The following is a 24,839-nucleotide window of genomic DNA, read 5'->3' as shown; positions in this document are numbered from 1 at the left end:
CCTTTTATTCAGAAGAATATTCGGATAAACGAGAGCTTTATTATCTATATAAGTCGTTAGCAACAATTAGAATTAGCCAAATGAAATTTTCAGAAAGAATAGGAGTTATAAAAGCAAAGGACACAATTCAATTAGATTATATTGATAACGACTTGCGAAATGGTTTATGGAATGGTTTTCAAATTTACTATTTAGACAATGTTAATCAACAATGGATTTATAACTCATATTACAACGAATTTTTGAGAAACTTATGGCATAATTTTTTTAAACTTCCACTTGACACTTTAGATAGTCGGACAGCTGAAATTAAAGCTCAAATTAGAGAATGGTTTTTCAATTGGGAATGGTTCGAAGTTTACGATTTTATAGAATTTGTATCTAAAACAAAATCACCCACAAATAGTTATAATTTCATTAACTTCTGCAATGGGATTCTAGAAAAAGAAATATCAGGATACAGGTTTGTAAATGGAATTATAGCACCTATTACATCTGAATCTGAAATAACTGAAATAGATTCTGCAATATCCAATACTGGAAATTCTGTATTAACTGGTGTTAAAATACATTTAGAGACAGCTTTAAGAAAAATGGCGGATAGAAATACACCTGATTATAGAAACTCAATCAAAGAGTCAATTTCCGCGGTAGAATCACTTGCGAAAGTGATTTCTAATAATGATAAAGATAGTCTTGGTGGAGCCTTGAATAAAATAAAAGGTAAGATAAATTTACATCCTTCATTAGAACGTGGATTTAAACAGATTTATGGATATACGAGTGATGCAGATGGAATAAGACACGCTTTGACAGAGGAATCAACTTGTGATTTTGAAGATGCTAAATACATTTTAGTTTCTTCGAGTGCTTTTATAAATTATTTAATAATTAAAGCTAATAAAGCTGGAATTAAAACTTAAACTGTTGCTAACAATTGCTACAAGTAATTGCTTGTTCTCGCCTATTTTAGAAATTTCCTAGGGATTTGCAATACTGTGTGTGCTTTTAAGATTAACTACTGAGCTACACAACTGCTTATAGATAATTCTGTTATTAAAAATCAAAAAATTTCTTAATGAATTTAAAAAAGTTATTAGAAAAAGGATACTTTCCAAAAGAATTACCTCCTCCTTTTGAAACAAAACAATTCGCAGAAAAACATTATGTTATTAGTAGGAGATGGAATAAAATAATAAAAAAAGAAAAGAAACAAAAAACTGGAGAAAGTAAAACACAAGCTAGAAAAAGATATCGAGAGGAGTATGGTAAATATTCAAGTTCTCAACTTGCTATATTTAGTATATCAAAAGGACAATATTCTAGAAGAAAGCTTGCTATACCTAACCCAAAACAATATCTAGACCTTTCAATAGCAATTATAGATAATTGGGATTTATTAAGAAAAACATATAAATTAAGCTACTATTCTGAAAGTACACCAATAGAATTAGGAGCTAAAAGAGCAGTAAGAACCAAAAGTAATTCTTGGAGTAATTTTAAATTCGAATTAATAGAGAAATCTTTTGACAAAAAAATTGAATTAAGATTAGATATTTCTCAATTTTATTCAACAATTTATACTCATTCAATTCCTTGGGCTATATTAGGTAAAGAAAAAGCTAAGAAATTATTTAAAATATCAGCAACGGATAAAGTAAAATGGAAAAAACTATTGGATGTACACAATATTGGTGCTAAAGAATATGAGTCTGCCGATTTAATAGATAACTTAATTAGGAATTGTAATGACCGACAGAGTATTGGTCTTCCTATAGGTCCAGATGTTTCTTTTATTTTAGCAGAAATTATAGGGAACAGAATTGATTTTGAAATAAGTAAACGATTAAAGGAAGTAAATCATTCAGGAACAAGGTACTATGATGACTATTATCTATACTTTGATACTAGAAATGATGCTGAAAATGCTCTGAAAATCATACAGCAAGTACTCTTTGAATTTCAATTAGAGACAAATGAAAGTAAAGTAAGTATTAATAATTTACCTTTCCAATACATTGAATTATGGTCTGTCCATTTTGATAGATACAAATTTGTAAATTCAGATAAATTTGAGCTAAGAAATTTTTTTAATATTTTACATCAGACAATTAATTCTAACAAGAAAAATTCAGCTTGGATAATTCATTATGCTTTAAAACGTTTCAAAGTTGGAGATGTAGAAATCAAGAATAAAGAATGGGGAATATTTTTAAATTTCTTATTGCAAACCTTAATTATTGATACCAGTGTTATTGCTTTAATATTTGAGATAATTTTGATTTACGAGGTTTTTCTTGATAATAAATCAAAGCTCAAAATAAAAAATGTATTAACTACAATAGTAAAAGAACATATAATACTTAATCATTCTTTTGAGGTATCTTGGTGTTTATGGATATTCATTTCTTTTAAAATAAAATGTGATAAACAAGTTTTAGAATTAGTTTTAGAAAGTAAGGATTCGATATCTAAAATACTATGTCTAGATTTAATTAATAAAAATTTATATGACGGGAGAAAACCCAAAATCAAATTAATAAAAGACCAATTACAAACTTCAAATAGTACTGGAGAAAATTGGTTACTAATTTATGAAGCTATAAAAAATAATTGGCTAAATTTTGAAGATGACAAAACTATTTTGAATAATGAGTTTTTAGAGATTCTAATAACCTTGAACATTTCATTTTACAATAGTGAAAACCAAATTAAAACTAAAATTAAGTTAGAAAAAGAAGTTATAGACCAAAGTTTTATTGACTTTTTAAGTGAAGAAGAACTTCATGACTTTAATTTGATACCTATCGAAAATGACGATGAAGAAGATGATGAGGATGAAAATGATTGGTACTAAAAAATTTGCATAACAATATATAAAAACATGGGGCATTTCTTCTATATCGAGACGAATGTGTTTATTACCTGCCCTACGTTTCTTAAAACTAATATTAAAACAAATTACTTACCACAAAACACCTTTTACAAGGTGTTTTTTTATGTCAATAATTAAGAAAAGAAATTAACTAATTTATGGTGTTATGCTGTAAAGTAAAAGAAACAAGTTGTGGTAAATAAACAGTATTGCAAGGTTAAAAAACAATATCCAAAACCAAAGTGTAAGGGTACTAAGTTATGTGAGCGCGTTGGTTTTTTTGAAGGGTTAGAGGAGTGTAAATTTTGTAAAAAGGTAGTGTAATGGAATATTTAATCATAGTAAATCAGCCATTGTGTGTAAAGCACAAACTTAATTTATTTCAGGGCGCGCAATTGGAATTTTTGGCTAAATTGAGTACCTGGGCAACTTCAATAATTCATGAAAAAGAGGTGTATTACAATATCACTTTTGAGAAAATATCAGAAGAATTACCACTAGTTTTTTCTACTTCAAATAAAGCATATCGTTGTTTTTTAGAGTTAAAAAAGAAAGGATTAATTGAGCAAATAAAAGTGGGTAGAAATCAACATAATTATGTGCGATTATCAACCAAAGGAAAGAAGCTTTTAAGGTTCGACAAAAATAACGAACCTCGCCAAGGTTCGACGAATCCGTCGACAAGGTTCGACAAATCCGACGAACCTCAAAAAACGGCTACACCCATTGTTAATACTGAGAATGTTGAAAAAGGTTCGACGAATCCGTCGACGTATCATAATCAACTAACCAATAATCATATATATATAGATTTTTCTGCCTACCATTTTTTGTATAAAAATGCTCCATCTGAAGTTGAAATTTGGGAAATGCAAAACAAAAAAGATATTCCAGATTTTGAGAAGTTTTTAGAGTTTTTTGAAATCAAAGTTGAAGAGGAAGAAATTGAATACTCAGTAAAAAAATTAATGGGTCGTTTAAAAAGATTAAAATTTAGTTGGAAAGGAAGTTTTACTGTAATTAAAAACAATGAGCAACCAACAATCAAACGCAAAAGAATAGGCTAATTATGAATGTAATTGAAAATAAAACAGGCATCGTTCCACCGCAGGCTATTGAATTAGAGCAAACAGTTTTAGGAGCATTGCTAATTGACGGTAAAGCAATGGAGTTGGTGGTTGATCATTTAAAAACTGAACTATTTTATTTGCCTGAGCATAAAAGTATTTACAAGGCTATAAAGCAACTTTTTGATGTTAACTACCCAATTGATATTCAAACAGTAGCAGAGCAATTAAAAAAGCTAGGCGAGTTAAAAGAAAAGGGAGTAATGCTGTTAATAGAGCTTACTCAAAAAGTAGCATCTACGGCTCATATACTTGCTCATGTGGGTATTTTGGTAGAGAAGTATGTGAAACGTAAAATCATTGAAATAGCTAATGAAACATTAAAAAGAGCTTATGACAATGAGGTTTCACCAACTGATTTATTAGAGAGTTTAGGTAGTTCATTATCGCTTGTTGATGATTCAATTAGTAGTGATTCTTCTTCAGAAACTTGGAAGGAAGCTATTGAAAATATACCTGCACATGTAGAAAGATTAACCAATAATAACGGAGAAGTAACAGGAGTACCAACTGGATTAACTCCTTTAGACAATCATTTTTCAGGATGGCAACCACAAGATTTTATTGTTATTGGAGCTGATAGCGGAATGGGTAAAACTGCCTTTGTTATGTGTTCTATGTTGGCGTGTGCTAAGGCTGATTTACCTGTGGGAATGTTTAGTATGGAAATGAGTGTAAAGCAGTTGGCAATTAGAGGAGTGGCGGTAGAATCAAACTTTCATATGAATCAGTTAATGCGTAAAGGATTTGAAAAGCTTGAGTACTTTGATTCGTTGTACACGGTAGTTGATAAAATGAAAGACTTACCAATGCATATTGATGATAAGCCTGCATTAACTGTTGCTGAAATGAAACGTAAAGCAAGATCATTAAAAAGAAAACATGGTATAAAGTTATTAGTGATTGATTTTATACAAATGTTTTCAGGAGATAAGGAGTTGCGTATCAATGTTGGAGAAGCAGCAAGAGAGTGTAAAAACCTAGCAAAAGAGTTAGATATTGCTGTAATAGCATTAAGTCAAATAAGTAGAGAGGTTCGAAAAAGTAAGTATCATTTACCAAAGAAATATCATTTAAAAGAAGCGAGTGCCATTGAAGAAGCGGCTGATGTAATTGGAATGTTATACCGCCCTGATTATTACGGGTACGATCGTGATAGTTATGCTGATTTATATGATGAGTTAGGTTTAATTGGTGATGAAAATGCAGCCTTGATTGTAGAGAAGAATCGTAACGGTTCATTAGGTAATGTTGGGTTACGCTACATAGAAGATAAAACCAAGTATGTTGATGGTTTTAGTACTAATGAACAAAGCTTTTTATAATGCCAACTAAACCAACAGCAAAAAGAAAACCATGGCAAGAAGCACGAGTTGTTCACGCTCGTAAGGTAGATAATTCAAAGATATATAATGGTAGAAGGTGGCGTAATTTTAGAAAGCAAATGTTGCAAGATGAGCCTTTGTGTAGGAAGTGTAATGATAAAGGTTTAGTAGTGGAGGCAAAGGTGCTAGATCATATCATACGTATTGAAGATGGTGGCGCGGTGTACTCAACAGATAATACGCAACCATTGTGTAGTAAATGTCATAATAGTAAATCAGGAAAAGAAGCCCACGGATATAAAGAAAAGTAGGGGTATGGGGTTAAATCTCTAAAGGGATTATCCGCTGTACATCGCCTACAAGATAGAATTTTACTCACGGTAATTTTTAGATAGGGGGGGTATAAAATAACAAAGTAAAAATGGAAGTTAAACACAACAATTTAGGAAAAGGCAAAGTGGTTGAATTGCCAAAAGAAGCGCAAGAGTTGTATGAGGTTTTGAAAGATTTGCCAAAACCTCCAAGTGCTTCAGGATTGAATGATAATCAAGTGATGTGGTGGTATTGGTTTGGTAATGAGTTTTTAAAAACCAAGCAGTTTTCTAAGTTAGATTTAACTCATTTGCAAAAAGCAGCTTTTTGGATGGATGCAAGGTGTCAGGCAATTAAAGCCGTAAATGAGAAGGGATATAATGGAGGACTAGTTCAGAAGTTTGAATCAGGAGCTACAAATGTATCGGGCCATGTTAGTGTTATTGAAAAAGCAGATAAACACTTGGACGAAGTGTCTTCTCATTTTGGGTTGAGTATTAAAGACCGCCAGAAATTGAAATCTGAAGAAAAGCCTGATGGTCAATTAGATTTATTTACATCAATAGTTAATAAAATGTACGGAGCATAATGAGAGTACCTGAAGAAATAAAAAACTCTATTCCTTTTCAATATGCATATGATGTTGAAAATGGTAAAATAATTACAGGTAGAAAGATAAAACTAGCTATAAAACGTTTCTTCAATTTACTTGATGAAGCCAATAAAAAAGGATATTGGTTAGATCATAAAAAAGGTTTTGCGCCAATCAATTTCTTTGAAACATTTTTAGTTCATACAAAAGGAAAATCAGCAGGTAAAAAGTTTATGCTGGCCCCACATCAACAATTTATGTTATATAACATTTACGGTTGGCAAAAGTATAATGAGTTTGGCGAGCCAGTAAGGTTAATTAAAAACACGTATGAGAAAGTAGCAAAGAAAAATGGTAAAACAGCTGTAGAAGCTGGTGATGGACTGTTTGCAATGTCTTTTGATTTAGAGCAAGGAGCAGAGGTTTACATCGGAGCTACCAAGGAAGAACAGGCAAAACTTTGTTTTGGTCAAGCCTCAGAGTTTATTCAGAAATCAAGTGTATTACAACAAATAGGCTTCCGAGTGTATCAAAAAGAAATCAAGTTTTTACCAACTAATTCTTTTATGAAACCATTAGGAGGAGATTCAAAAACACAGGATGGAATTAATTCACATCGCACAATTATTGATGAATATCATGCGCATAAAGATGATTCAGTAAAAGAGAATTTAGAAAGCTCATCAGCATCAAGAAAACAACCGTTAACTAAAACAATTACAACTGCAGGATTCAATGTTCATGGAGTTTGCAAAAAATTTGAAGAAAGTTGTGAGCGAATTTTAGAAGGTATTGATCAAGATGATAGTTTTTTAATAATGATTCATGATTTAGATGAAGGTGATGATTGGGAAGATTCAAGTACCTGGGTAAAAGCAAATCCAAATTTAGGAGTAACCGTGTCTATGGAATTTTTATTAGGTGAATATAAAAAAGCAAAGAACCAACCATCAAAGATTCCAAATTTTAAAACCAAGCATTTGAATATGTGGGTTGATGCACCTACGGTTTGGATAGATGCAGAGTATTGGGATAAATGTCAAAAACCGATTAAAGAAGAAAATTTCACAACGTATGGTAATTGTGGAGGATTAGACCTTTCAGCAACCACTGATATAACTGCTTATGCAATGATTTCTGAGCCTGATGAAGAAGGTATAAGAGATTTAAAAGTATGGTGCTTTTGCCCAAAAGAAACGATTGATAAAAGAAGTAAAGAAGACGGAGTACCTTATCGTTATTGGGCATCAATGAAGCGAGAAAATGCGGTAAATGATAATGATACTTATTTGATAGCAACAGAAGGAAATATGGTTGATTATTCAGAGGTTGAAAAGATAGTGGTAAAGCAATACTATCAGCATAAAACAAAGCATGTTGAGTATGATAGAAAGTTTAGTGGCGTATTAGTTCAAAATTTTATGAATGAAAATATAGAGTTATCACCATTTACACAAACGCTCATGAATTATACAAGTCCAACAAAAGAATTAATGAGATTGATTATGAGTGAAAAGTTGAGAGTAGGAAACAACCCAATATTAAAATGGATGCTTTCAGGTTGTGTTCCGATTTATGATACTAATGAAAATGTGAGGTTAGATAAATCAAAATCTACCACTAGAATTGATGGAATCATAGCTTCTATTATGGCGATAGCAGGAACTATGACTATAGAAGAGGTAAAAGAGAGTAAATACAATAATCCTGATGAAGAAATTACATTCGGATAAATAAATTAAGAGAAACAATATCAAATTATAAAATATTAAAAGAAGGTTATTATAACATGGAAGTTTATCATAAATCAAAACCAAAGGTTTCTCGTTCAAATAGAAATCCACCACCGTCTCCAAGGCAAAAAGTAATAATATCAACTAAAGAAGAGGCACTAGCTGAAAAGTGGATTGAAGAGATGAGAGAATGGAATTTGTCGACTGAACAGATGCAGAATGTTATTCAGTTAGCAAAAGCAAAACATAAATTATTAAAAGAGTAGAAATTTGAATAAAAAAGTTAGCTAATTTATTAAGACTAGCTAACTAAGAATGTATTTAAGAATCCCTAAATTCTAAATAAACACAAAAAACTGTGTATTAACTTTTTTAACCTGTGTGAAGTTAAAAATTTATGAAAACTTGTTAATACACAGAATAAATACAATGCAAATATTGTAAAACAAAAAGATAATTAAAATAGGTGTAATACCTATAGTTGTTATGGTATAAACCAACAGTTTTGAATAAGTGAAAACCATTATACTAATAGGGTATAACCATTAAAACAGTAGTATGACCGATAATACAATACATCTGAATTTAAAAAGAAAATGGTTTGAAATGATACTTAATGGAGAGAAAAAACAAGAGTATCGAGAGATAAAACCATTTTGGGATAAAAGGTTTTGGCATCTATTCCCTCAAGTAATTAAAGGAGAAACTTATTTACCAATTGTAGATACAATTACTTTTTCAAATGGATATGCTAAAGATCGTCCACAATTTGTAATTGAGTTGTTAGGATTGGAAAAAAGTACAGGGAAACAAGAATGGGGAGCTGAAAAAGGTATTGAGTACTATGTATTTCAATTAGGTAAAATTATAAAAGCTGGTAGACAAGGTTTCCATTTTAGAGTTACTGAAGAAATACCACTAGAATTAATTGTAAACACATTAAATCTGTAGATTATTAAGTTATAAAGTAAGCCGTAATAAATAATAAACCAAGTATTATCAAAAAAAATAAAATACCCTTTGGGTTTTCTTGGAAGCCGTGAAATAAATCGAAAAAGGGAAGGAAAGGTGCTAGAAGAATTAAAAAAATGAAATCTCGAATCTTTTTCATAAGCATATATACACAAAGTAAAACAGTAGTAAAAAGAATTGATTATAAGTTTTAGGGGTAAACTTATAATCAATTAAAATAATTAAGGGGAATTATAATTATATATCTCAAATTTTAAAACATACCACAAATTTATTTAATAAAGGTATTAAACTTTTAGAAATTAGTTTAAGTGAATTAAAAGTATAGATGAATGGTTATAATATGACGATAAATAAACAGTAGCATTTCAGCTACAGCAAAATGTAAATATTAACATAAAAACTGAACGATTATGGAATTTATGGGTAGTTATAATAAATGTCAAAAGTGCAATCACATTTATGATTATGAGGATTTATGTCCTGAATGTGGTAGCGATGAAGTAAATGATTTGAATGAAAACGAAGTAAAAAAATATTCTCGAGATGTGCCGGCCAAAGAACAGTTTAGACTAATGAAGATGTTGGAATTACACGGAGATTTATAATAAACAGTAATTATAATGAGTAATAAAAGAAAATTAGATAAAAGTCATAATCACAACCATTTTTGGATTGAGGATTACACCGTTTATGAATCTTATAATACAACAAGAGGTGTAAGATATAGACCAGTGGCAGAAGTTATAATGGAAGAGAAAGATTTTCTAACGGAAGAGGATATTAAATCAGTCAATGAAATTCTAGAAGCAAATTACGAACCTCAAAAACAGTAATAATAAAGACTGCCAAAATCAGCAGTCTTTATCCCCCTTAAAATCCCCAAGAATTTACGTGATGCTATTCTTAGGATTTTAATAGACGTAAATAAGTAAATAACCTTACAAAGAAAAGACCAGATTAAATGAAAGATAATATAAGAATTAAAAAAACAGTAGAAATTATGAACGCAAAGCAATATTCTGAAAAGCATTATAAAGGTTTACCAACTTACCAAAAAATCGCAGAAAAAGCTTTTAAATCAGGTGTTGAATCAGCTAAACCACAAAATGTTAAAAAACTTGAAGATGCACTTAAAGTAAAAACAGAAGAACTTAAAAAACTTTGGGAAACAATCGATGATCCAGAACAGTTTGCTGAATTAATTGCTGGACTATAAAAATAACTGTAGCATTTCAGCTACAGCAAAATGTAAATATTAACATAAAAACTGAACGATTATGGAATTTATGGGTAGTTATAATAAATGTCAAAAGTGCAATCACATTTATGATTATGAGGATTTATGTCCTGAATGTGGTAGCGATGAAGTAAATGATTTGAATGAAAACGAAGTAAAAAAATATTCTCGAGATGTGCCGGCCAAAGAACAGTTTAGACTAATGAAGATGTTGGAATTACACGGAGATTTATAATAAACAGTAGTTATAATAACTTAATCATATAAAATAAGGAGCAAATAAAAATAATAATTGAGAATATTTTTCCTAGTGTCTTTTCGAGTTTTGAATATGGAATTTCTTTATGCCAATGTTTTTTATCGTGCCTCCATTCATAATGGTAAGAGAAAAATAGATAAATAGAAAAAAAAAGAAAGAAAATTAATAAGACTAGCATAAAGCAAAAATAGCGAAACTAAAATAATAGTAATTAAACGAATATGAAAAATATTAAAAAAGGGGATAAAGTAATAATGCACTCTTGCGGAGAAGCAAATTTCCCAAAATACAAAGACAAAAAAATTGAGTGTCTTTCTGATAGCTTTAAAAATATTAATGGAATCGAGGTTGTTTTTTTAAATGGAGTTAGCGGTTATTTCATTTGTAAATATTTAAAAAAAGTTGAATTGAAGAAAGTAATAGTAAAACAGTAGTTAATTTGGTTTTGTAAGTGATTTAAATTGTAAAGGTTCATAAGGCCACGGCCATCCAGTAAGACAAGTATGTACTTTATTTGGAGCAGCATAATTATAATCTAATACATCAATTAATTCTGCTAATGGTATGAATATGAAAATTAAAATTAAAATAACAGTTGTGTACAAGACAAAAGAAGAAACGTTTTTAGTTTCTACATATTCGATATTAAGTTGATCATAGCTATTTTTCATAAAGTAAAAATAATAAAAACAAAATAAAACAAAAGTGTAGAAATTTGAATAAACAAGTTAGCTAACCAAGAGTATATTTAAGAGTCCCTACAAATCCTAAATAAATAGAAAAACTGTGTACTAACTTTTTTACCGTGGGGGGCATAAAAATATATGAAGATTTTTGTTAATACACAGAATAGATTAAATATAATGCAAATATTGTAAAACAAAAAGATAATTAAAATAGATGTAATACCTATAGTTGTTATGGTATAAACCAGCAGTATTGCATAAGTGAAAACCATTATACTAATAAGGTATAACCATTAAAACAGTAGATAATTAAATAAAAAAATAAACACCTCAAAGAATATATTATGAACTCGGTGCAAATGCAATTACATTTAAGTCAAGAAATGAATATAAAAGCAATGTCTTTTGATGTTGCAAAGCGATTAGCGACCACTAAAGGTTTTATTGAATATTACTTTAAAATAGTTGGGCTTTGTAAAACCCAAAAAAAGGCATTTGATTTAACGAATGAACTTTATTATTTAATTTTTGGTGAGTATAGGTATAGTGATTGGGGTTCATTCCGTCAAATTAAAAATAAATATGTAAAAATATAGATATGTTAGAAAATGAAAAAACGGCAATTATAATAGATTTGTTTTTGACGTCCCATGATAACCGTGTGGGAGTAATTGCTGAAAAAACGGGTTTGTCTGAGCATAGGGTTAATAGAGTAATAAATAAGTATTTACAAGATATAAAAGTTAAGCATGACGAAGTATAAAGATTTACAAATTTTAGTAGTGGTTTTGGCAACGTTTAGTTCTATGTTTCTAACTTCACTACTTTTAGAGTTAGAAGTGTTTAAACATCCAGTAAGGATTGTACTTGTCTGTATGCTTTTATTGGTGGAGTTATATTTCGGTTTTCTAATTTTCAAAAGTTTTTTCAATAAAAAATAAAAAAGGGTATAAAATATACCCAATTTAGAAAACTGCTCATAGCATCTTTACATCCTAGAATGTAAAAGTATGTTATTCGATTCCTTAGATTTAGCTTTTTCAGAAAAAAGAAATCAACCTGTTAGTTCAGGTGGTTTCTTTAATTTGTTTGGTGGTGCTACAAAAAGTGGTAAACCAATCAATTCAAATACAGCCTTAACATTATCTGCATTTTATAACGGTGTTAATATTCTTTGCAATGATTATGCAAAACTACCGAAGTCTATATATAGAAAAACAGATGGAAGCCGAAAAAAAATAGATAATCATTCTTTAAGTTATCTAGTGTCAAAAAAGCCTAATAGCTATATGACAGCATATACTTTTGATAAAGTAATGCTTTTGAGTGCAATTCTTAAAGGTAATGCATATGCTATTAAAGTAAAAGATGAAACTACTCAACGAACTACCTCAATAGAGTTTATAGATCAACAAAAGAAAACTGTTCAGGTTTTAGATAGTGGAAAAGGTTTGGTGTATAAAATTGACGGTGAATTGTATGATTCAGATGATATTATTCATGTACTAGGGTTTACTACAAATGGTATAGTAGGTATTGGAGTCGTAACAATGGCAGCAATGAGTTTGGGTGTTAATTTAAATGCGCAAGAATATGCTTCAGAGTATTATGAAAGTAAAGGAGAGGGTATTGGAGTTGTAACCACAGCCAAGCCTATGGATGGAGATGCTAAAATCAGATATGCAAATGGGCTGTCAACTCGTTTATCTAGTAAGGATAAATTTAAAGTAGCAGTATTGGATGAAATGGGTTCATTTCAGCATATAAAGCTAACGCCCCAAGAATCACAATTTTTAGTAACTCATAAGCAAGGAGTTGTTGAAGTTGCAAGATGGTTAAATATACCGCCTCACAAACTAAAAAGCCTCGATAATGCTACGTTTTCAAATATAGAACATCAAGAAATTGCTCATGTATCAGATTCTATTTTGCCTTGGATAAAGGCATTTAAAGCAGAATATGATACAAAGTTACTTACTAAAAAAGAAGTTGAAGGTGGCTACTATTTTTATTTCAATCACAACTCGTTGTTGCAATCAGATAAAACTACTCAGGCAGATTATTTTTCTAAGTTGATTTTTTGTGGATCAATGACCCGTAATGAGGTTCGTGGATTGTTGGAATTAAATCCTATTGATGGATTAGACGCTCCTTTAACGCCTGTTAATGCTCAAACCTTAGAGCTTATCGAAGCAAAATTGAATGAATTAAAACAAAAAACTAAAGAAAATGAATAAGCATACTATACCAGAGTCTGAAAGTAGATTTTTTGTAGCTCCAATATCCGTTGAAAAAAGAGAGGAAGGAGATGCTAAAAACCCTTCAGTAATTGAAGGAACTGCGGCTTTATTTAATAAACGTACTAAAATAGGAGGTTGGTTTTATGAAGAAATATTACCAGGAGCATTTGATGATGTATTGAATGATGATGTACGCTGTTTATTAAACCATAACCCTAATCATATACTGGGTAGAACAGCATCGGGTACGCTTGAAATATGGGTTGATGATGCGGGGTTGAAATATCGTTACACTACACCTAATAGGAGTTATGCATTGGATTTAGAGGATGCAATTATAGCTGGAGATGTATCTGAATCTTCATTTCAGTTTAAGGTAAAAGAAGTGATTTGGATTGAACAGGATGATGATTTAGACATTCGTCAAATTAAAAAGTTTGAGAAGCTTTATGATGTTGCTCCAGTTACTTTTCCAGCGTATCAAGACACTTCGGTAGCTAAGAGAAGCTTTGATTTACAAAAGGAGAATCAAAACTCAATAAAAACAAGAAGAACAGTGCGTGAAGCACAATTAATTATTAATAGCAATAAGTTTAAACATGAGGAAGTATAAACAATTATTAGAAGAGCGTGCTGAGTTGTATAATGAGCAACAAGACATGGTAAAAACAGCTCAAAGTGAAAAGAGAGAATTAAACGAAACAGAAGCAACACGTTTTGATGATTTACAAAGTCAAATGGATGCTATGGATCCTGGAATCAAACGCGCAAAAATCATTTGGGAAAATGAGTTGCGTGAAGCTGGTGAGACACAGCCACTTACTTCAGGTATAGGTTTGGGTCAATCAGAGGAAAGAGAGAGAATTAAAATGAGGTCAAAATATGATCTTCACAAAGCGATTCGTTCTCAATTACCGAATGGTATTTTAGACGGTGTTGAGAAGGAGATACATGAAGAAACCCAAAGAAGAGCACAAGAAGCTAATATTACTATTTCAGGTTTAGCTGTACCAACTGATTTTTTAAAAGAACAAAGATCAGGAAGTGCTGGTCAAACAGTAACTAAAGATAATGGAGATTATGGGGGGAATTTAGTTGATACACAATTAGAGTCGCCAATAGAATTTTTAAGACCTGAGCCAATTTTAGAAAGATTAGGTGCTCGCTTTTTATCTGGTTTAACTGGGAATTTAAAGTTTCCAACAAATGAGGGAGGTATTTCAGGTTCTTGGGAAGGTGAAGTTGATCAAGGTAAGAATTCTAGGAATGCTTATGGTAGCAAAGAGATGAAACCAAACCGTTATGTAACAAGTGCCTTAATTTCTCTTCAAAACTTAATGCAATCTTCAATAGATCTACAAATGTTTACAGTAGAAGATATAAGAAGAGTTACAGCTAATGCCTTAGATTATGCAGGAATTAATGGTTCAGGAACTAATGGTATTCCTTTAGGGATTTTAAATACCAAGGGCATTAATATCGTAGAGGGTGGAGCGAATGGGGCAAAGCCTGAATGGTCTCATATTGTGGATTTGGAAACAGGTATAAATGAAGCTAATGCTAATATAGATAAAATGGCTTATTTATTTAATTCATCTACTAAGGGGGTTTTAAAGAAGACAAAACATAGTTCTGGTGATTTAAATTATTTAATGAATGGTGTTAATGAGGTTAATGGTTATAAAGTAGGGGTTTCAAATTTAGTTCCTAAAGATTTATCTAAGGGCACTGGCGATGGTTTATCTGCTGGAATATTTGGAGATTTCTCTCAGCTTTTAATAGGTCAATGGGCGTTTCTTGATTTAACTGTAGATAATATTTCAAGAAAAAAAGAAGGTTATATTGAATTAGTTGTAAATAGTTTTTTAGATACGTTGGTTCGTCAGCCAAAGGCTTTTTCAGTTATTAAAGATTGGATTATATAGTTTTAGATTATTGACTGTTCGGCTACTTTTTGTAGTCGAACTTATTTAAATTTTATGATATGTCGGATAATAGTATTAAAGAAGAAAAAATAAAAAAGATAAAGGTAAAGTTTCTTTTATCTCCTACAGGGTTGTTCAAGTTGTCTTATAATATAGGAAATATTGTTGACCTTCCAGAGTCATTGGCTTTAGAGCTAATTGAAACAAAATACGCAGAAAAAGTAGAATAGTTATGTCAATGTATATAGAGATAAAAGAGTTTGAACCTTCTGAGATAGTTAGTTTGTCAGAGGTAAAGTCACATTTAAAAATAGAGCCTGATTTTACGGAAGAAGATGTTTTAGTTCAGGGGTATATAGATGCAGCAATTAATCATATATCAGGGTATTTATCAAGAAGTGTTCAAGATGAGCAATTTGAGGTTCTTGGTTCTTCTTTTATTGATGTATTGGGCTTTAAATTTCAGACAAAAAAAAGCATTGAGGGTATTTGGTATTTAGATAATGGAGAATACAAGAAGTTAGAAGAGGATTTATACGCTTTAAAAAATGTAGATAAGTTTGAAACGATAATCGAGTATTTAGGAGACTTACCAAAATTGACAAATAATAGTTCAAAAGCTGTAAAACTTCGAGTTACTTGTGGTTTTACAAAATTACCGAAGTCAATAAAGCAGGCGGTTTTGTTGTTAGTTTCTGATTTTTATGAGTATCGCGCTGATAGGGCTAAAAAGTTAAGTAATAGTACAGTTACAAATTTGATAAGCTCATATCGTTATTACCATTAATGGCAAACTCTACTTACATAGGACAATTAAATGAGCGTATAACGATTCAAAGTAAAGTTGCGCAAAAGTCTCCAATTTCAGGGGCTACTTCAAATGATTGGGAAGTTTTAAAAAATTGCTGGGCAAAGGTTACAGATGTTTCAGGTTCAGAGGAAATAGAGGGAAGTGTGCGATATGTAAATATCAAAACTTTTACTATTCGTTATGATGGGGCTATGGTAAATGCAACAGATAGGCGTATTGAGTACTTGGGTGATTATTACAATATAATTGCAGTATTAGCTGAAGGAAAAAAGAGGTATCAATTATTGAAAGCAGAATTAGATCGTGAGTAGAGGGTTGTTTGAAGTAGAGGGGTTTGATGGCTTGAGTTCAAAACTTAAAAAATTAGGTGATGATAAAACTAAAAGAAAGCCAGTAGAAAGGATTTTAATGAGGTTGGCGAATCCAACATTAAAACTTGTTAAAAGCAAAGCTCCTGTAAGTAAAGCTCCTCATATTTTAAAAAGGAAAAATCAAAGATTTGGTACTTGGGTTTTACCAGGTACAGGGAAAAAAAGTATTGGTAAAAAGGTAATGAGAAAGGCAAAAAATCCAATGGTTAGCATTAGTCCAAGGAGTACCAAACGCGCTGATGGTTGGTATTTAAGACAGTTTGTAATACCAGGAACAAAGAAAATAGCAAGTAACCCTTTTATTGATCAGGCATTAGAGCAAACAAAGTCAGGAGTAACTAAAGATGCAGAAAAACGAATGTCTAAGTTTATTGAGAAGGAAGTAAAAAAGTTAAGTACATGAGTTTTTTAAAAGCAACAGAAATAGTTTATGAAGATTTAAGTGGTTTTACACCGCTTACTGATTTGTTAAGTAATAATGAATCTAGTGTGTATCCTTTGGTAGCACCTATGCAAGAAGGAGAAAATTTCATTACGTATCATATTCGATTTGTGGTAGTAGAAGCAAAAAATAACTTAAAAGGTTTTGAGGTAGTGATTCGTTCTTTTTCTACAAAATATGATGATTGTTGCGCGATAGCGGATAGTGTTGTTGAAGCGTTAAAAGATAGTGAATCATTTTATTCTCAGGGTGGAGGAGAATCTGTTCAGACGGATGAAGGATGGTTATTTATAGAACAAAAATTTAGTTTAAAAATTAATTAAAAAGTAGAAAATATGGCATTTTATGAAGGTTCGGTAATGCGAATAGAAATAGGAGGTAAAAAGATACTGCATGAGCAGGATGCGACTTTAAATGTTAGTAGTGACTTTAAAGAAATAGCATCAAAAGATACAGACGGAGTTGAAACTTCTCCAGGGAAAAAATCGTGGTCATTAAGTTCTAATGCTTATGCAGCTAATTCACCCACTACAAATAATGGTATAAAAGATATTTCAGAGGCTTGGCAATCACAAGCGTTGGTGGATATTAAATTTACTGATGGTGTAGGAGGGAATATGGTTTATCAAGGTCAGGCATATATAGAGAGTTTCTCTATTAAAGCGACTACTGACGAAGCGGTTACGTTTGATTATTCGTTAAAAGGAAATGGAGAGTTAACAATTGCATCAAACTCATAAAATATGGTTGTAGAAATAGGTAAACAAAAGCACGAATTAAAATTCGGATATGGTGCGCTTCGTATGATTTGTGAGGAGTACGGGTATGAAAAAGTATCAGGTTTTGATGCTCTTATTAAGAAATTGAAGTTGGATAAAATGAAAGACCCAACATTTGAACAATTAGATTTTGTTGGTCGTTTAGTGGTAGCGGGTATTCATAGCGTTGATAAAAAGTCAAGTGTTACTTCTGATGAAGTTTTAGACGCGGTTTTTTCTTCAGAATTGGATATCTCAGGAATTTTATCAGAGCTTCAAAAATCACTACCTAAACAAAATGGAGGTGTAAAGGGAAAGTAGTTCAGGGGTCGGAAGAGGATATTTTCGACCCTGATTTTGATGAATTAGAGCAGTTAGCTTGTGGGGATTTAGGGATGAGTATAAACTATTTCTATAGTTTAACTCCTCGTGAGTTTGTGAATGTATTAATAGGGTTTCGTAGAAAAGAAGCTGAACAGGAAAAGGGTAGTTGGATGCGTTCAAGACTACAAATGTACTATTGCTTACTTCCTTATTCAGAGAGTAAGGAGTTTACGCCACAGGATATTTTTTTGTTCCCTTGGGAGGAAGAAGAGATAAAAAGTAAGAAGAAAAGAAAGGTAATGTCCTTAGAGGAAATGGATAAAAAGTTTTGATAAAATGGCAGGATTGGCAAGTATAAATATTAAGTTTTTTGCAGATTTAAAGCAATTTTCTACCCAAATGCAAAATGCAAATAGAAAGCTGCAGAAAATGGGTAAGCAGTTACAGGGCTTAGGAACTACCTTATCTGTGGGGGTGACAGCTCCATTTGTTGGGTTTTCGATAGCGGTTTCTAAATCGTTTTCTAGTTTTGAATCTGAGCTTTCTAAAATATCTGATTTAGTAGGTATTTCAGTAGGGGAGGTTAATGAGATGGGTGATTCAGCTAAAGGTATGGCTAGTAAATATGGTGTTTCTGCAAAATCAGCAGCAGAAGCTTTGTTTTATATTACCTCTGCGGGACTTAGGGGGAGCGATGCGATGAATGTTTTGGAGCAATCGCTAAAAGGCTCTGTAGTTGGCTTAGGAGATATAAAGACAATAGCAGATTTGTCAACTAGTGCTATGAATGCTTATGGTTCGGGAGTTTTAAAAGCAAGTGAAGCTACAGATGTTTTAACCACTGCTGTAAAGGAAGGAAAGTTGGATGCTTCGGAATTATCTCAGTCTATGGGTTCTGTACTTCCATTGGCTTCTGCAATGAATGTATCTTTTAATGAGGTTGGTGCTACTTTTGCTGCGTTAAGTAGAACAGGAACAAATGCTTCAGAGGCAGCAACACAATTAAAGGGTATCTTATCTAGTATTTTGAAACCAACTAAGGAGGCGGAGGTTGCTTTGTCAGGAATGGGGCTATCAAGTAAGTATATTCGAGATGTAATTAAGAATGATGGTTTATTATCTGCTCTTGAATTATTAAATGATAAGTTTAAGGGTAATATAACAGCTACATCGGCAGTTTTTGGAAATGTAAGGGCTTTATCAGGAGTATTAGATTTAATGGGGTCTAATGTAGGAGTTACTCGTGATATTTTTGCAAGTTTGAATAAAGTTGTTGGTGCTACAGACAATGCTTTTAAGGGAACTTCTGGAACGGTTGAATTTAGGTATAATGTAGCTATGAATAGTCTTAAAAACTCACTTATTGATGTGGGTAAAATTTTCACAGATGTTTTTTTGCCTTTAATTGAAAATTTAAGTGTGTTTGTTCAGGATGTTATTCATGGGGTTAATGGTTTAGATGAGTCTACTAAAAAAATAATTGTAGTAGTTTCAGCATTTGCAGCTGCTTTAGGTCCTTTATTGTTATCACTAGGGTTTTTAATGACCACAGTAATACCTGGATTAACAACTGCCTTTGCTGGTTTATCTGCTGTTATAGTAGCAAATCCTTTGGGAGTTTTGGCAATTGCTTTAACAGCTGTAGTTAGTGGTGTTTTGTTGTTGACTTCTAATTTAGGAGGGTTAACAGATGTTACAGAGCAGTGGTCAGAGGTTACAAAAAAAGCGACTAAGAGTATCGCGGATGAAAAGTTGCAGTTAGATAAAAACCTTATTGTAGCGCGTGATGAAGGAAAATCAAAGAAAGAACGATTAAAAGCAATTGATGCATTAAAAAAGCAGTACCCGAAGTATTTAGATTTTCTATCGCTTGAGAATATTAATACTCAAAAGACTAAAGATGCAACAAATCAGTTGATAGATGCTTTACTGGTAAAAGCAAAAGTTCAAGCAGCGCAAGAGAAAATGGTGGAGGTAGAAAAGAAGCTACTTGATTTACAGTTAGGGCAAAATGAAGCTATTAAACCTAGTTTATGGCAGAATATGGGTGCGGCTTTAAAAAGTTTTGGAAATCAAACACAATTTCAAATTGAGCAAAGTGCAATCATTGCTGAGAATTACGGAAAAGAAAAAACGGCATTAGAAGATTTAAGAGATAGTTTAAGAGATTACATATCTGATAATGATGATTTGGTAACTTCTTTAAATAAGGTAAAAAAAGCTTCTGTTGTTCCTTCTGATACATCGAATAAAGGAGGTAGAAGAAAGGTTACAGGTATTCTTTCCGATCAAAGAGGGGAAGATGGTAAACTAGAGCAAACTGTTAACTTAGGTATTGTTGAAGGAATAAAAGTTGAAGGTGAAGAACTTAAAACAGAGTTACAGGGTATCCAACAATCTTTTATTGATTTTTCAGAACAAACCTCAAATATCATAGCAGAAAGTACCAGTTCGTTTTTAGCAGGTTTTGGTGAAATGATAGGTGGTTTGTTTACAGGTAGCGTTACTATTGCTGATATTGGAGGGATGATTCTAAGAACAGTAGGGGATTTTCTTAAAAAATTAGGAAAAGCAGCAATACAAGTTGGAGTTGCAGCCAAGGCCATTCATTTAGCTTTTACGAATCCGTTTGCAGCTATTGCAGCAGGTGTTGCTCTTATTGCTGTAGGTTCTGTTTTTAGCAATTTAGCAACACAGCAATCTCAAGGTAATGCTGTGCCTTTTGCTAAAGGAGGAATTGTTTATCGTCCTACCAATGCGCTTATAGGTGAGTATGCAGGAGCAAGTAGTAATCCAGAGGTTGTTGCTCCACTTAATAAGTTAAAAGAATTAATTACACCAGCTTCACAAAACCTTGATATAAAAGTAGGAGGGTTGGTTTGGACTGAGCTAGGTAAATTAAAAGTAGCTCTTAATCAGCATGATATTAGAAAAACCCGAACTACTTAATGAATACAGATTATTTCGATATAAAGATTATAGATACTCATGAAAATAATCGTGAGTTACGTTTAGAGGATACTCAAATGAGTTCTCCTAAGTTGGTTTATAACGGTACGGATGATAAGTTGCAAAACTTAATGACGGCAGAGCTTCATTTTAATATGCTTGTACCTGATAGTGAAAATGCTACTTTTTGGCATTTGTTTACTGGTTCGGAAACACGTTATAAGGTTTTATTGGAGTCAGAAGAGAATGGAGAAGTAACTACTGTATTTACTGGTTTTTTATTACCTGAACAATTTGCAGAGCCTTATGATTCAGGAGGTTTTTTTGTTGAGTTTGTAGCTACTGATGGTATTGGTAGGTTAAAAGGATTAGATTTTTTAGGTACTACTAGTAAAAAACAATCAGTTATAGAGGTGTTGTTACGTTGTTTAATATTAACGGGATTAGATTTACCTCTTAATTTTGCGCCTGCTTTTACAAATGCAGCTTTTGATTTTAATTATAAAGAGTTAGAAGTTGATACTGTTTGTTATAAAGATATGACTGTCTATGAAGTTATGTTGGCATGTTTGGAGAGCTTGGGTTGTAAATTAGTTCAGGTAAATTCTCAGTGGTATGTTTTAGGGTTGAATAGATTTAGTGAGCAAGAAATAACTTTTCATAGATATTCTTACAGTGGTTTTTACTTTCAGTATTTGGGAGATCAAAAGGAAGCTCGAAGAAAAGTAACAGGACGTTTTTTATCAAAACCTTTTTTAACGGTAAAACAACCTACTGCTAAGGTTGAAGTGAAATGGGAGTCAGAAAACACTAAATGGTTACTTCCAGAAGATTTAGTTACTGCTTTTCCTGAGAACTTCCATGCGGATCATACTGATAATAGTATGCGGTATTTAAAACAACTAAAATCTGATGATCGGTTCAGGGCTTATACTGTTTGTGTGTATGTTAATGATGCCATAAATACAAGTGGGTTATATAGTTATATAAAAGGTTTTTCTATTTACGAAAATAGAAGTCAAACTCTTATAGGGCCTTATGTACAGTTATTAAGTTTTAAAAATGAAGCTGTTACTCAAACCAATCAAGAAAGTTTTATAGCTAAAGAAGATTTAGCAGATAACTACCTAACGCTTAAAGAGTATGTTTTTGTTTATGGAGGGGTAGAAAAAGAGAACAAAGGTTCTTTTTTCGTTGATTTTGGAGTGGCTTTTAATGGGTATAGTGTTACTGCTGATGAAATTAAAAGTTTAATAGAATCAGGAGAAGTAAAAAAATTAGTACACATAGCTATTTATTATAAAGAGCATTTAACGCAGGGTAAATCGTCAGAGCAAATGGTGTATTCTACGCTTGATGATACATTACCTGGTAGTTTATTTGATTTTGATTTTGAGGCTTCAGGGTATTTGAAATGTGTTTTAAAAGTAGATTCTTTTTTGTTTGAAAAAGATGGGTTTTACACTGTTCGGTTATATCCTGTATTGGAGCATCCGAAACTAAGTGCTAAAGTAGCTTTACATAAATTACACTTAAAAACAGAAAAAGAGAAAAATGAGTTTTACTGTGTAAAAAATGCTGAGGACTTTACATTGGTTTATAAAAAGTCTGTTTTTCATGGTACTTCGAGGATGAATCTATCAGAGAGAAGATTTTATTTTTCAAAAGAAATACAAAGGTTAATGGATGCAGGAGAGCTAATGGTAAGAGAGCAGGTTCTTCGTAAAAGGTATCACAGAGTAAAAGAGTTTTATAATGCAGGGGAGCTATGGTATAGAAATGCTGAAATAGGAATTTTCAAAAATGATCAGCAGTTAATTCTAAACGGTTATAGTTTGTATAGAAAAGTAGCAAGCGATTTTGAAGAAATACCAAAAGATAAATATACAGTAGAAGATCAGGGTGACTTTTCAGTAATAAAACAAGTTTCTTTTGGAAGTGTAGCTCCAAGTTGGTTTTTGTCTGATGAAAATGAGCAACTGTATATTGCACCAAAAGCATCAGCAGGAGAGGTAAACTATTTAAATTATTGGATGGATAAGTTTGTTGTTTTAGGTGCAAAAAACACTGAAGTATCAGCTTTAGGTGGAGGTTTGTCTAGTATGTATGCATGGCTTACTTCTAAGCCGTTCTTATGCTTACAAGGAACGCTAACAAGGCTTTTAAATCCGTTGTATTTATTCCAATTCAATTACGTAGCTCAAAAAGATTTGTATGTAACTAATCTAACCCTTGATTTATCAGAAGGGCTTTCTGAGGTAACGCTTATTGAATGTAATGATTATCAGGAAGTACCGAGTGAAATCATTGATACTACAATACCAGTTACTTTAAATCCGTCAATTAATATAGGGGTAGTTGCGGTTGCTCCTCAATTATTTAATCCTTGGTCTATTAATGTTTCTTATGAATTTACAGATTTTACTGTTGTTGATGCTGTGGTTAAGTTTTTACATTTTACTGACCATCCAGCAAATGGAGGTGTTACTTCAGGACTTGAATTTTCTAAGAATATTAATGATTTAAAAGGGGATTATACTTTGTCTTTTCCTTATGCAATGACTTCTCAGGAACGAGGGTATTATGAGGTTTTTGTAAAACAAGGAGATGTATTTTCTAATAAAGAGGTGGTTCTAGTTAACCCTGTTGTTGATGGGAGTATTGCTATTCAAAAAACGTCAATAGAAGGAAGGGTTCTGAGTTTTACTGCTGAATTTCAGGGTAATTTACCTACGCCTTTGCATTTGGTGTATCAGGAATTAGAACAATGGACTGGAGTTATTAAGGGACTTCCGGTATATCAGGAAGTTCAGCAAAAACAGGAATATCAAATTAGGTTAGAACAGGGGGATAATTTTAGGGTATGGTTGCAGGCTGGTGAGATAGGGTCAAATCAAATAACACAAAGTTTTCATTTATGAAAAATAATATAATTCATAAGCTACGATTTAAAGTGCCTAAATATGATAACACAATAGGACAAAGGGTAACTTTTGATAGCACGGTAAAAAAGTTTGATAATACAGGGTTAAAATTTGATAAAAAATGTTTTTAGAAAAAATTAAAATAGGTCAAGAGCCAGATGATGGAACAGGGGATACGCTTCGAGAGGGAGCGAAGAAAATTAATGCAGCAATAGATCAAGTTAATAATGGATTAAAGCCTTTTAAGATTGGAGAATTACTGGAAGATATTGGTGAGCCGATTTATAGGATTCATAAAGGAAATCATTATCGGTATATTGGAGTTCTTCCAAATACCATTCGGTTGTCAGATGTGCCTGGGGTGTCTAATATTTGGCGTAAGGTGTTTTTTACCGAACTAGACAGAGCTATTAAATCAATATCAATTTCAGGAGACACTACTAAGGTTTTAAAACTTATAAAGGAAGATGGTACGGTTTTGCAAGCTGATTTTGCTATCCCAAGTGGCGGAGCAGGTCATCCAAAAGATTTTTATGAGGAAGTAGACTTTACGCCTAGGTTATATGCGACTCAAGATGATGAATATACGGCTAACTCATCAACAGGAAAGCTTATTCGACTAGGAAATATTGCTCACTTTTATATTAAAATGATTGGAATTTCTGACCCCGCAAATATAAATGATACAAGTAGAGATAATCGAGGAGCATATATAACTGGAATTCCGTTTCTAAATGATGCTAATCTTAATTTGTACACGTCTTCATCTTCTATTAACCATTTTGTAAGTACAAGTATAGAATCGGGAGTTGATTTTTTCAATTTAAGCACATTATTAGTTGGTAATCGTCTTTTGATAATTGAAAGAGGTACTTCAAGAAGAGTCACAAATATTTCTTTTGGAGGAGGTGGTGACGGAGATTATTTAGGGATACAAGGTACTTTTTTTACAAACGTTTATACACCGCAATAGT

At 32.0% G+C, this 24,839-nt stretch carries 30 protein-coding genes; 29 read left to right on the top strand and 1 reads right to left on the bottom strand.

Annotated elements, in window-relative coordinates; all coding sequences use genetic code 11:
• The first annotated feature begins 80 nt into the window (after positions 1-80).
• The 12 genes from ACMFBB_RS03300 to ACMFBB_RS03245 all read left to right on the top strand — a co-directional run bounded on the left by ACMFBB_RS03300 (position 81) and on the right by ACMFBB_RS03245 (position 10,869).
• Positions 81-923, top strand: a complete 843-nt coding sequence (locus ACMFBB_RS03300) for an AbiJ-NTD4 domain-containing protein (RefSeq protein WP_435263036.1) — start codon at positions 81-83, stop codon at positions 921-923.
• A 155-nt stretch (positions 924-1,078) separates the two neighbouring features.
• Positions 1,079-2,857, top strand: coding sequence for an RNA-directed DNA polymerase (locus ACMFBB_RS03295; protein ID WP_435263035.1), 1,779 nt, complete (start codon positions 1,079-1,081; stop codon positions 2,855-2,857).
• A 341-nt stretch (positions 2,858-3,198) separates the two neighbouring features.
• Positions 3,199-3,942, top strand: a complete 744-nt coding sequence (locus ACMFBB_RS03290; RefSeq protein WP_435263034.1) for a hypothetical protein — start codon at positions 3,199-3,201, stop codon at positions 3,940-3,942.
• Positions 3,943-3,944: 2 nt separating this feature from the next.
• Complete coding sequence (locus ACMFBB_RS03285) at positions 3,945-5,327, top strand: replicative DNA helicase (RefSeq protein ID WP_435263033.1); 1,383 nt, start codon at positions 3,945-3,947, stop codon at positions 5,325-5,327.
• Positions 5,327-5,638 carry an HNH endonuclease signature motif containing protein gene (locus ACMFBB_RS03280; RefSeq protein ID WP_435263032.1) on the top strand — a complete coding sequence of 104 codons (312 nt, stop codon included), beginning with the start codon at positions 5,327-5,329 and terminating at the stop codon, positions 5,636-5,638. The genes ACMFBB_RS03285 and ACMFBB_RS03280 overlap by 1 nt, the downstream gene beginning before the upstream one ends.
• A 110-nt stretch (positions 5,639-5,748) precedes the next feature.
• Positions 5,749-6,228: a P27 family phage terminase small subunit gene (locus tag ACMFBB_RS03275; protein WP_435263031.1), complete on the top strand. Its 480-nt coding sequence runs from the start codon at positions 5,749-5,751 to the stop codon at positions 6,226-6,228.
• Positions 6,228-7,964: a terminase large subunit gene (locus ACMFBB_RS03270; protein ID WP_435263030.1), complete on the top strand. Its 1,737-nt coding sequence runs from the start codon at positions 6,228-6,230 to the stop codon at positions 7,962-7,964. Before ACMFBB_RS03275 ends, ACMFBB_RS03270 begins: the two co-directional genes overlap by 1 nt.
• Before the next feature lie 56 nt (positions 7,965-8,020).
• Positions 8,021-8,230, top strand: a complete 210-nt coding sequence (locus tag ACMFBB_RS03265) for a hypothetical protein (protein WP_435263029.1) — start codon at positions 8,021-8,023, stop codon at positions 8,228-8,230.
• A 292-nt stretch (positions 8,231-8,522) separates the two neighbouring features.
• A complete protein-coding gene (locus ACMFBB_RS03260; protein WP_435263028.1) occupies positions 8,523-8,915 on the top strand; it encodes a hypothetical protein in 393 nt (130 codons plus the stop codon).
• A 644-nt stretch (positions 8,916-9,559) separates the two neighbouring features.
• On the top strand, positions 9,560-9,772 hold the full coding sequence (locus tag ACMFBB_RS03255) for a hypothetical protein (protein ID WP_435263027.1): 213 nt from the start codon (positions 9,560-9,562) through the stop codon (positions 9,770-9,772).
• 128 nt (positions 9,773-9,900) lie between these two features.
• The gene (locus ACMFBB_RS03250; RefSeq protein ID WP_435263026.1) at positions 9,901-10,155 is read left to right on the top strand and encodes a hypothetical protein; all 255 of its coding nucleotides are present in this window, start codon (positions 9,901-9,903) and stop codon (positions 10,153-10,155) included.
• A gap of 501 nt (positions 10,156-10,656) precedes the next feature.
• Positions 10,657-10,869 (top strand): hypothetical protein, encoded by a 213-nt coding sequence (locus ACMFBB_RS03245; RefSeq protein WP_435263025.1) that lies wholly within the window; start codon positions 10,657-10,659, stop codon positions 10,867-10,869.
• Here the strand turns inward: ACMFBB_RS03245 and ACMFBB_RS03240 are convergent, their stop codons facing one another.
• Positions 10,870-11,106, bottom strand: coding sequence for a hypothetical protein (locus ACMFBB_RS03240; RefSeq protein WP_435263024.1), 237 nt, complete (start codon positions 11,104-11,106; stop codon positions 10,870-10,872).
• A gap of 359 nt (positions 11,107-11,465) precedes the next feature.
• Between ACMFBB_RS03240 and ACMFBB_RS03235 the strand changes: the two genes are divergently transcribed.
• From ACMFBB_RS03235 to ACMFBB_RS03155, 17 genes are all read left to right on the top strand, one after another.
• The gene (locus tag ACMFBB_RS03235; RefSeq protein ID WP_435263023.1) at positions 11,466-11,717 is read left to right on the top strand and encodes a hypothetical protein; all 252 of its coding nucleotides are present in this window, start codon (positions 11,466-11,468) and stop codon (positions 11,715-11,717) included.
• A 2-nt stretch (positions 11,718-11,719) separates the two neighbouring features.
• The gene (locus tag ACMFBB_RS03230) at positions 11,720-11,884 is read left to right on the top strand and encodes a hypothetical protein (protein ID WP_435263022.1); all 165 of its coding nucleotides are present in this window, start codon (positions 11,720-11,722) and stop codon (positions 11,882-11,884) included.
• Positions 11,885-12,131: 247 nt separating this feature from the next.
• Positions 12,132-13,358: a phage portal protein gene (locus ACMFBB_RS03225; RefSeq protein ID WP_435263021.1), complete on the top strand. Its 1,227-nt coding sequence runs from the start codon at positions 12,132-12,134 to the stop codon at positions 13,356-13,358.
• On the top strand, positions 13,351-13,974 hold the full coding sequence (locus ACMFBB_RS03220) for an HK97 family phage prohead protease (RefSeq protein ID WP_435263020.1): 624 nt from the start codon (positions 13,351-13,353) through the stop codon (positions 13,972-13,974). Before ACMFBB_RS03225 ends, ACMFBB_RS03220 begins: the two co-directional genes overlap by 8 nt.
• Positions 13,961-15,286, top strand: a complete 1,326-nt coding sequence (locus ACMFBB_RS03215; RefSeq protein ID WP_435263019.1) for a phage major capsid protein — start codon at positions 13,961-13,963, stop codon at positions 15,284-15,286. Before ACMFBB_RS03220 ends, ACMFBB_RS03215 begins: the two co-directional genes overlap by 14 nt.
• A 59-nt stretch (positions 15,287-15,345) precedes the next feature.
• Complete coding sequence (locus ACMFBB_RS03210; protein WP_435263018.1) at positions 15,346-15,516, top strand: hypothetical protein; 171 nt, start codon at positions 15,346-15,348, stop codon at positions 15,514-15,516.
• Positions 15,517-15,518: 2 nt separating this feature from the next.
• Positions 15,519-16,073 carry a head-tail connector protein gene (locus ACMFBB_RS03205; RefSeq protein ID WP_435263017.1) on the top strand — a complete coding sequence of 185 codons (555 nt, stop codon included), beginning with the start codon at positions 15,519-15,521 and terminating at the stop codon, positions 16,071-16,073.
• Entirely contained in the window at positions 16,073-16,408 is a 336-nt protein-coding gene (locus ACMFBB_RS03200; RefSeq protein ID WP_435263016.1) for a phage head closure protein, read from the top strand. The genes ACMFBB_RS03205 and ACMFBB_RS03200 overlap by 1 nt, the downstream gene beginning before the upstream one ends.
• Positions 16,401-16,871, top strand: coding sequence for an HK97-gp10 family putative phage morphogenesis protein (locus ACMFBB_RS03195; protein WP_435263015.1), 471 nt, complete (start codon positions 16,401-16,403; stop codon positions 16,869-16,871). The genes ACMFBB_RS03200 and ACMFBB_RS03195 overlap by 8 nt, the downstream gene beginning before the upstream one ends.
• Positions 16,868-17,233 carry a hypothetical protein gene (locus tag ACMFBB_RS03190; RefSeq protein ID WP_435263014.1) on the top strand — a complete coding sequence of 122 codons (366 nt, stop codon included), beginning with the start codon at positions 16,868-16,870 and terminating at the stop codon, positions 17,231-17,233. Before ACMFBB_RS03195 ends, ACMFBB_RS03190 begins: the two co-directional genes overlap by 4 nt.
• A 12-nt stretch (positions 17,234-17,245) precedes the next feature.
• A complete protein-coding gene (locus ACMFBB_RS03185; RefSeq protein ID WP_435263013.1) occupies positions 17,246-17,650 on the top strand; it encodes a phage tail tube protein in 405 nt (134 codons plus the stop codon).
• 3 nt (positions 17,651-17,653) lie between these two features.
• A complete protein-coding gene (locus ACMFBB_RS03180; protein WP_435263012.1) occupies positions 17,654-17,989 on the top strand; it encodes a hypothetical protein in 336 nt (111 codons plus the stop codon).
• Between the two features lie 116 nt (positions 17,990-18,105).
• Positions 18,106-18,324 (top strand): hypothetical protein, encoded by a 219-nt coding sequence (locus ACMFBB_RS03175; RefSeq protein ID WP_435263011.1) that lies wholly within the window; start codon positions 18,106-18,108, stop codon positions 18,322-18,324.
• 4 nt (positions 18,325-18,328) lie between these two features.
• Positions 18,329-20,941, top strand: coding sequence for a phage tail tape measure protein (locus ACMFBB_RS03170; RefSeq protein ID WP_435263010.1), 2,613 nt, complete (start codon positions 18,329-18,331; stop codon positions 20,939-20,941).
• Entirely contained in the window at positions 20,941-23,862 is a 2,922-nt protein-coding gene (locus tag ACMFBB_RS03165) for a hypothetical protein (protein WP_435263009.1), read from the top strand. Before ACMFBB_RS03170 ends, ACMFBB_RS03165 begins: the two co-directional genes overlap by 1 nt.
• Positions 23,859-23,996: a hypothetical protein gene (locus ACMFBB_RS03160; protein ID WP_435263008.1), complete on the top strand. Its 138-nt coding sequence runs from the start codon at positions 23,859-23,861 to the stop codon at positions 23,994-23,996. The genes ACMFBB_RS03165 and ACMFBB_RS03160 overlap by 4 nt, the downstream gene beginning before the upstream one ends.
• Positions 23,987-24,838 (top strand): hypothetical protein, encoded by an 852-nt coding sequence (locus tag ACMFBB_RS03155; protein ID WP_435263007.1) that lies wholly within the window; start codon positions 23,987-23,989, stop codon positions 24,836-24,838. Before ACMFBB_RS03160 ends, ACMFBB_RS03155 begins: the two co-directional genes overlap by 10 nt.
• Position 24,839: the final 1 nt, after the last annotated feature.

The organism is Tenacibaculum sp. nBUS_03 (genome assembly GCF_051201695.1).
Lineage (GTDB): Bacteria > Bacteroidota > Bacteroidia > Flavobacteriales > Flavobacteriaceae > Polaribacter.
The sequence above is the reverse complement of the archived record's forward strand: the minus strand, read 5'-3'. Positions and strand labels throughout refer to the sequence as shown.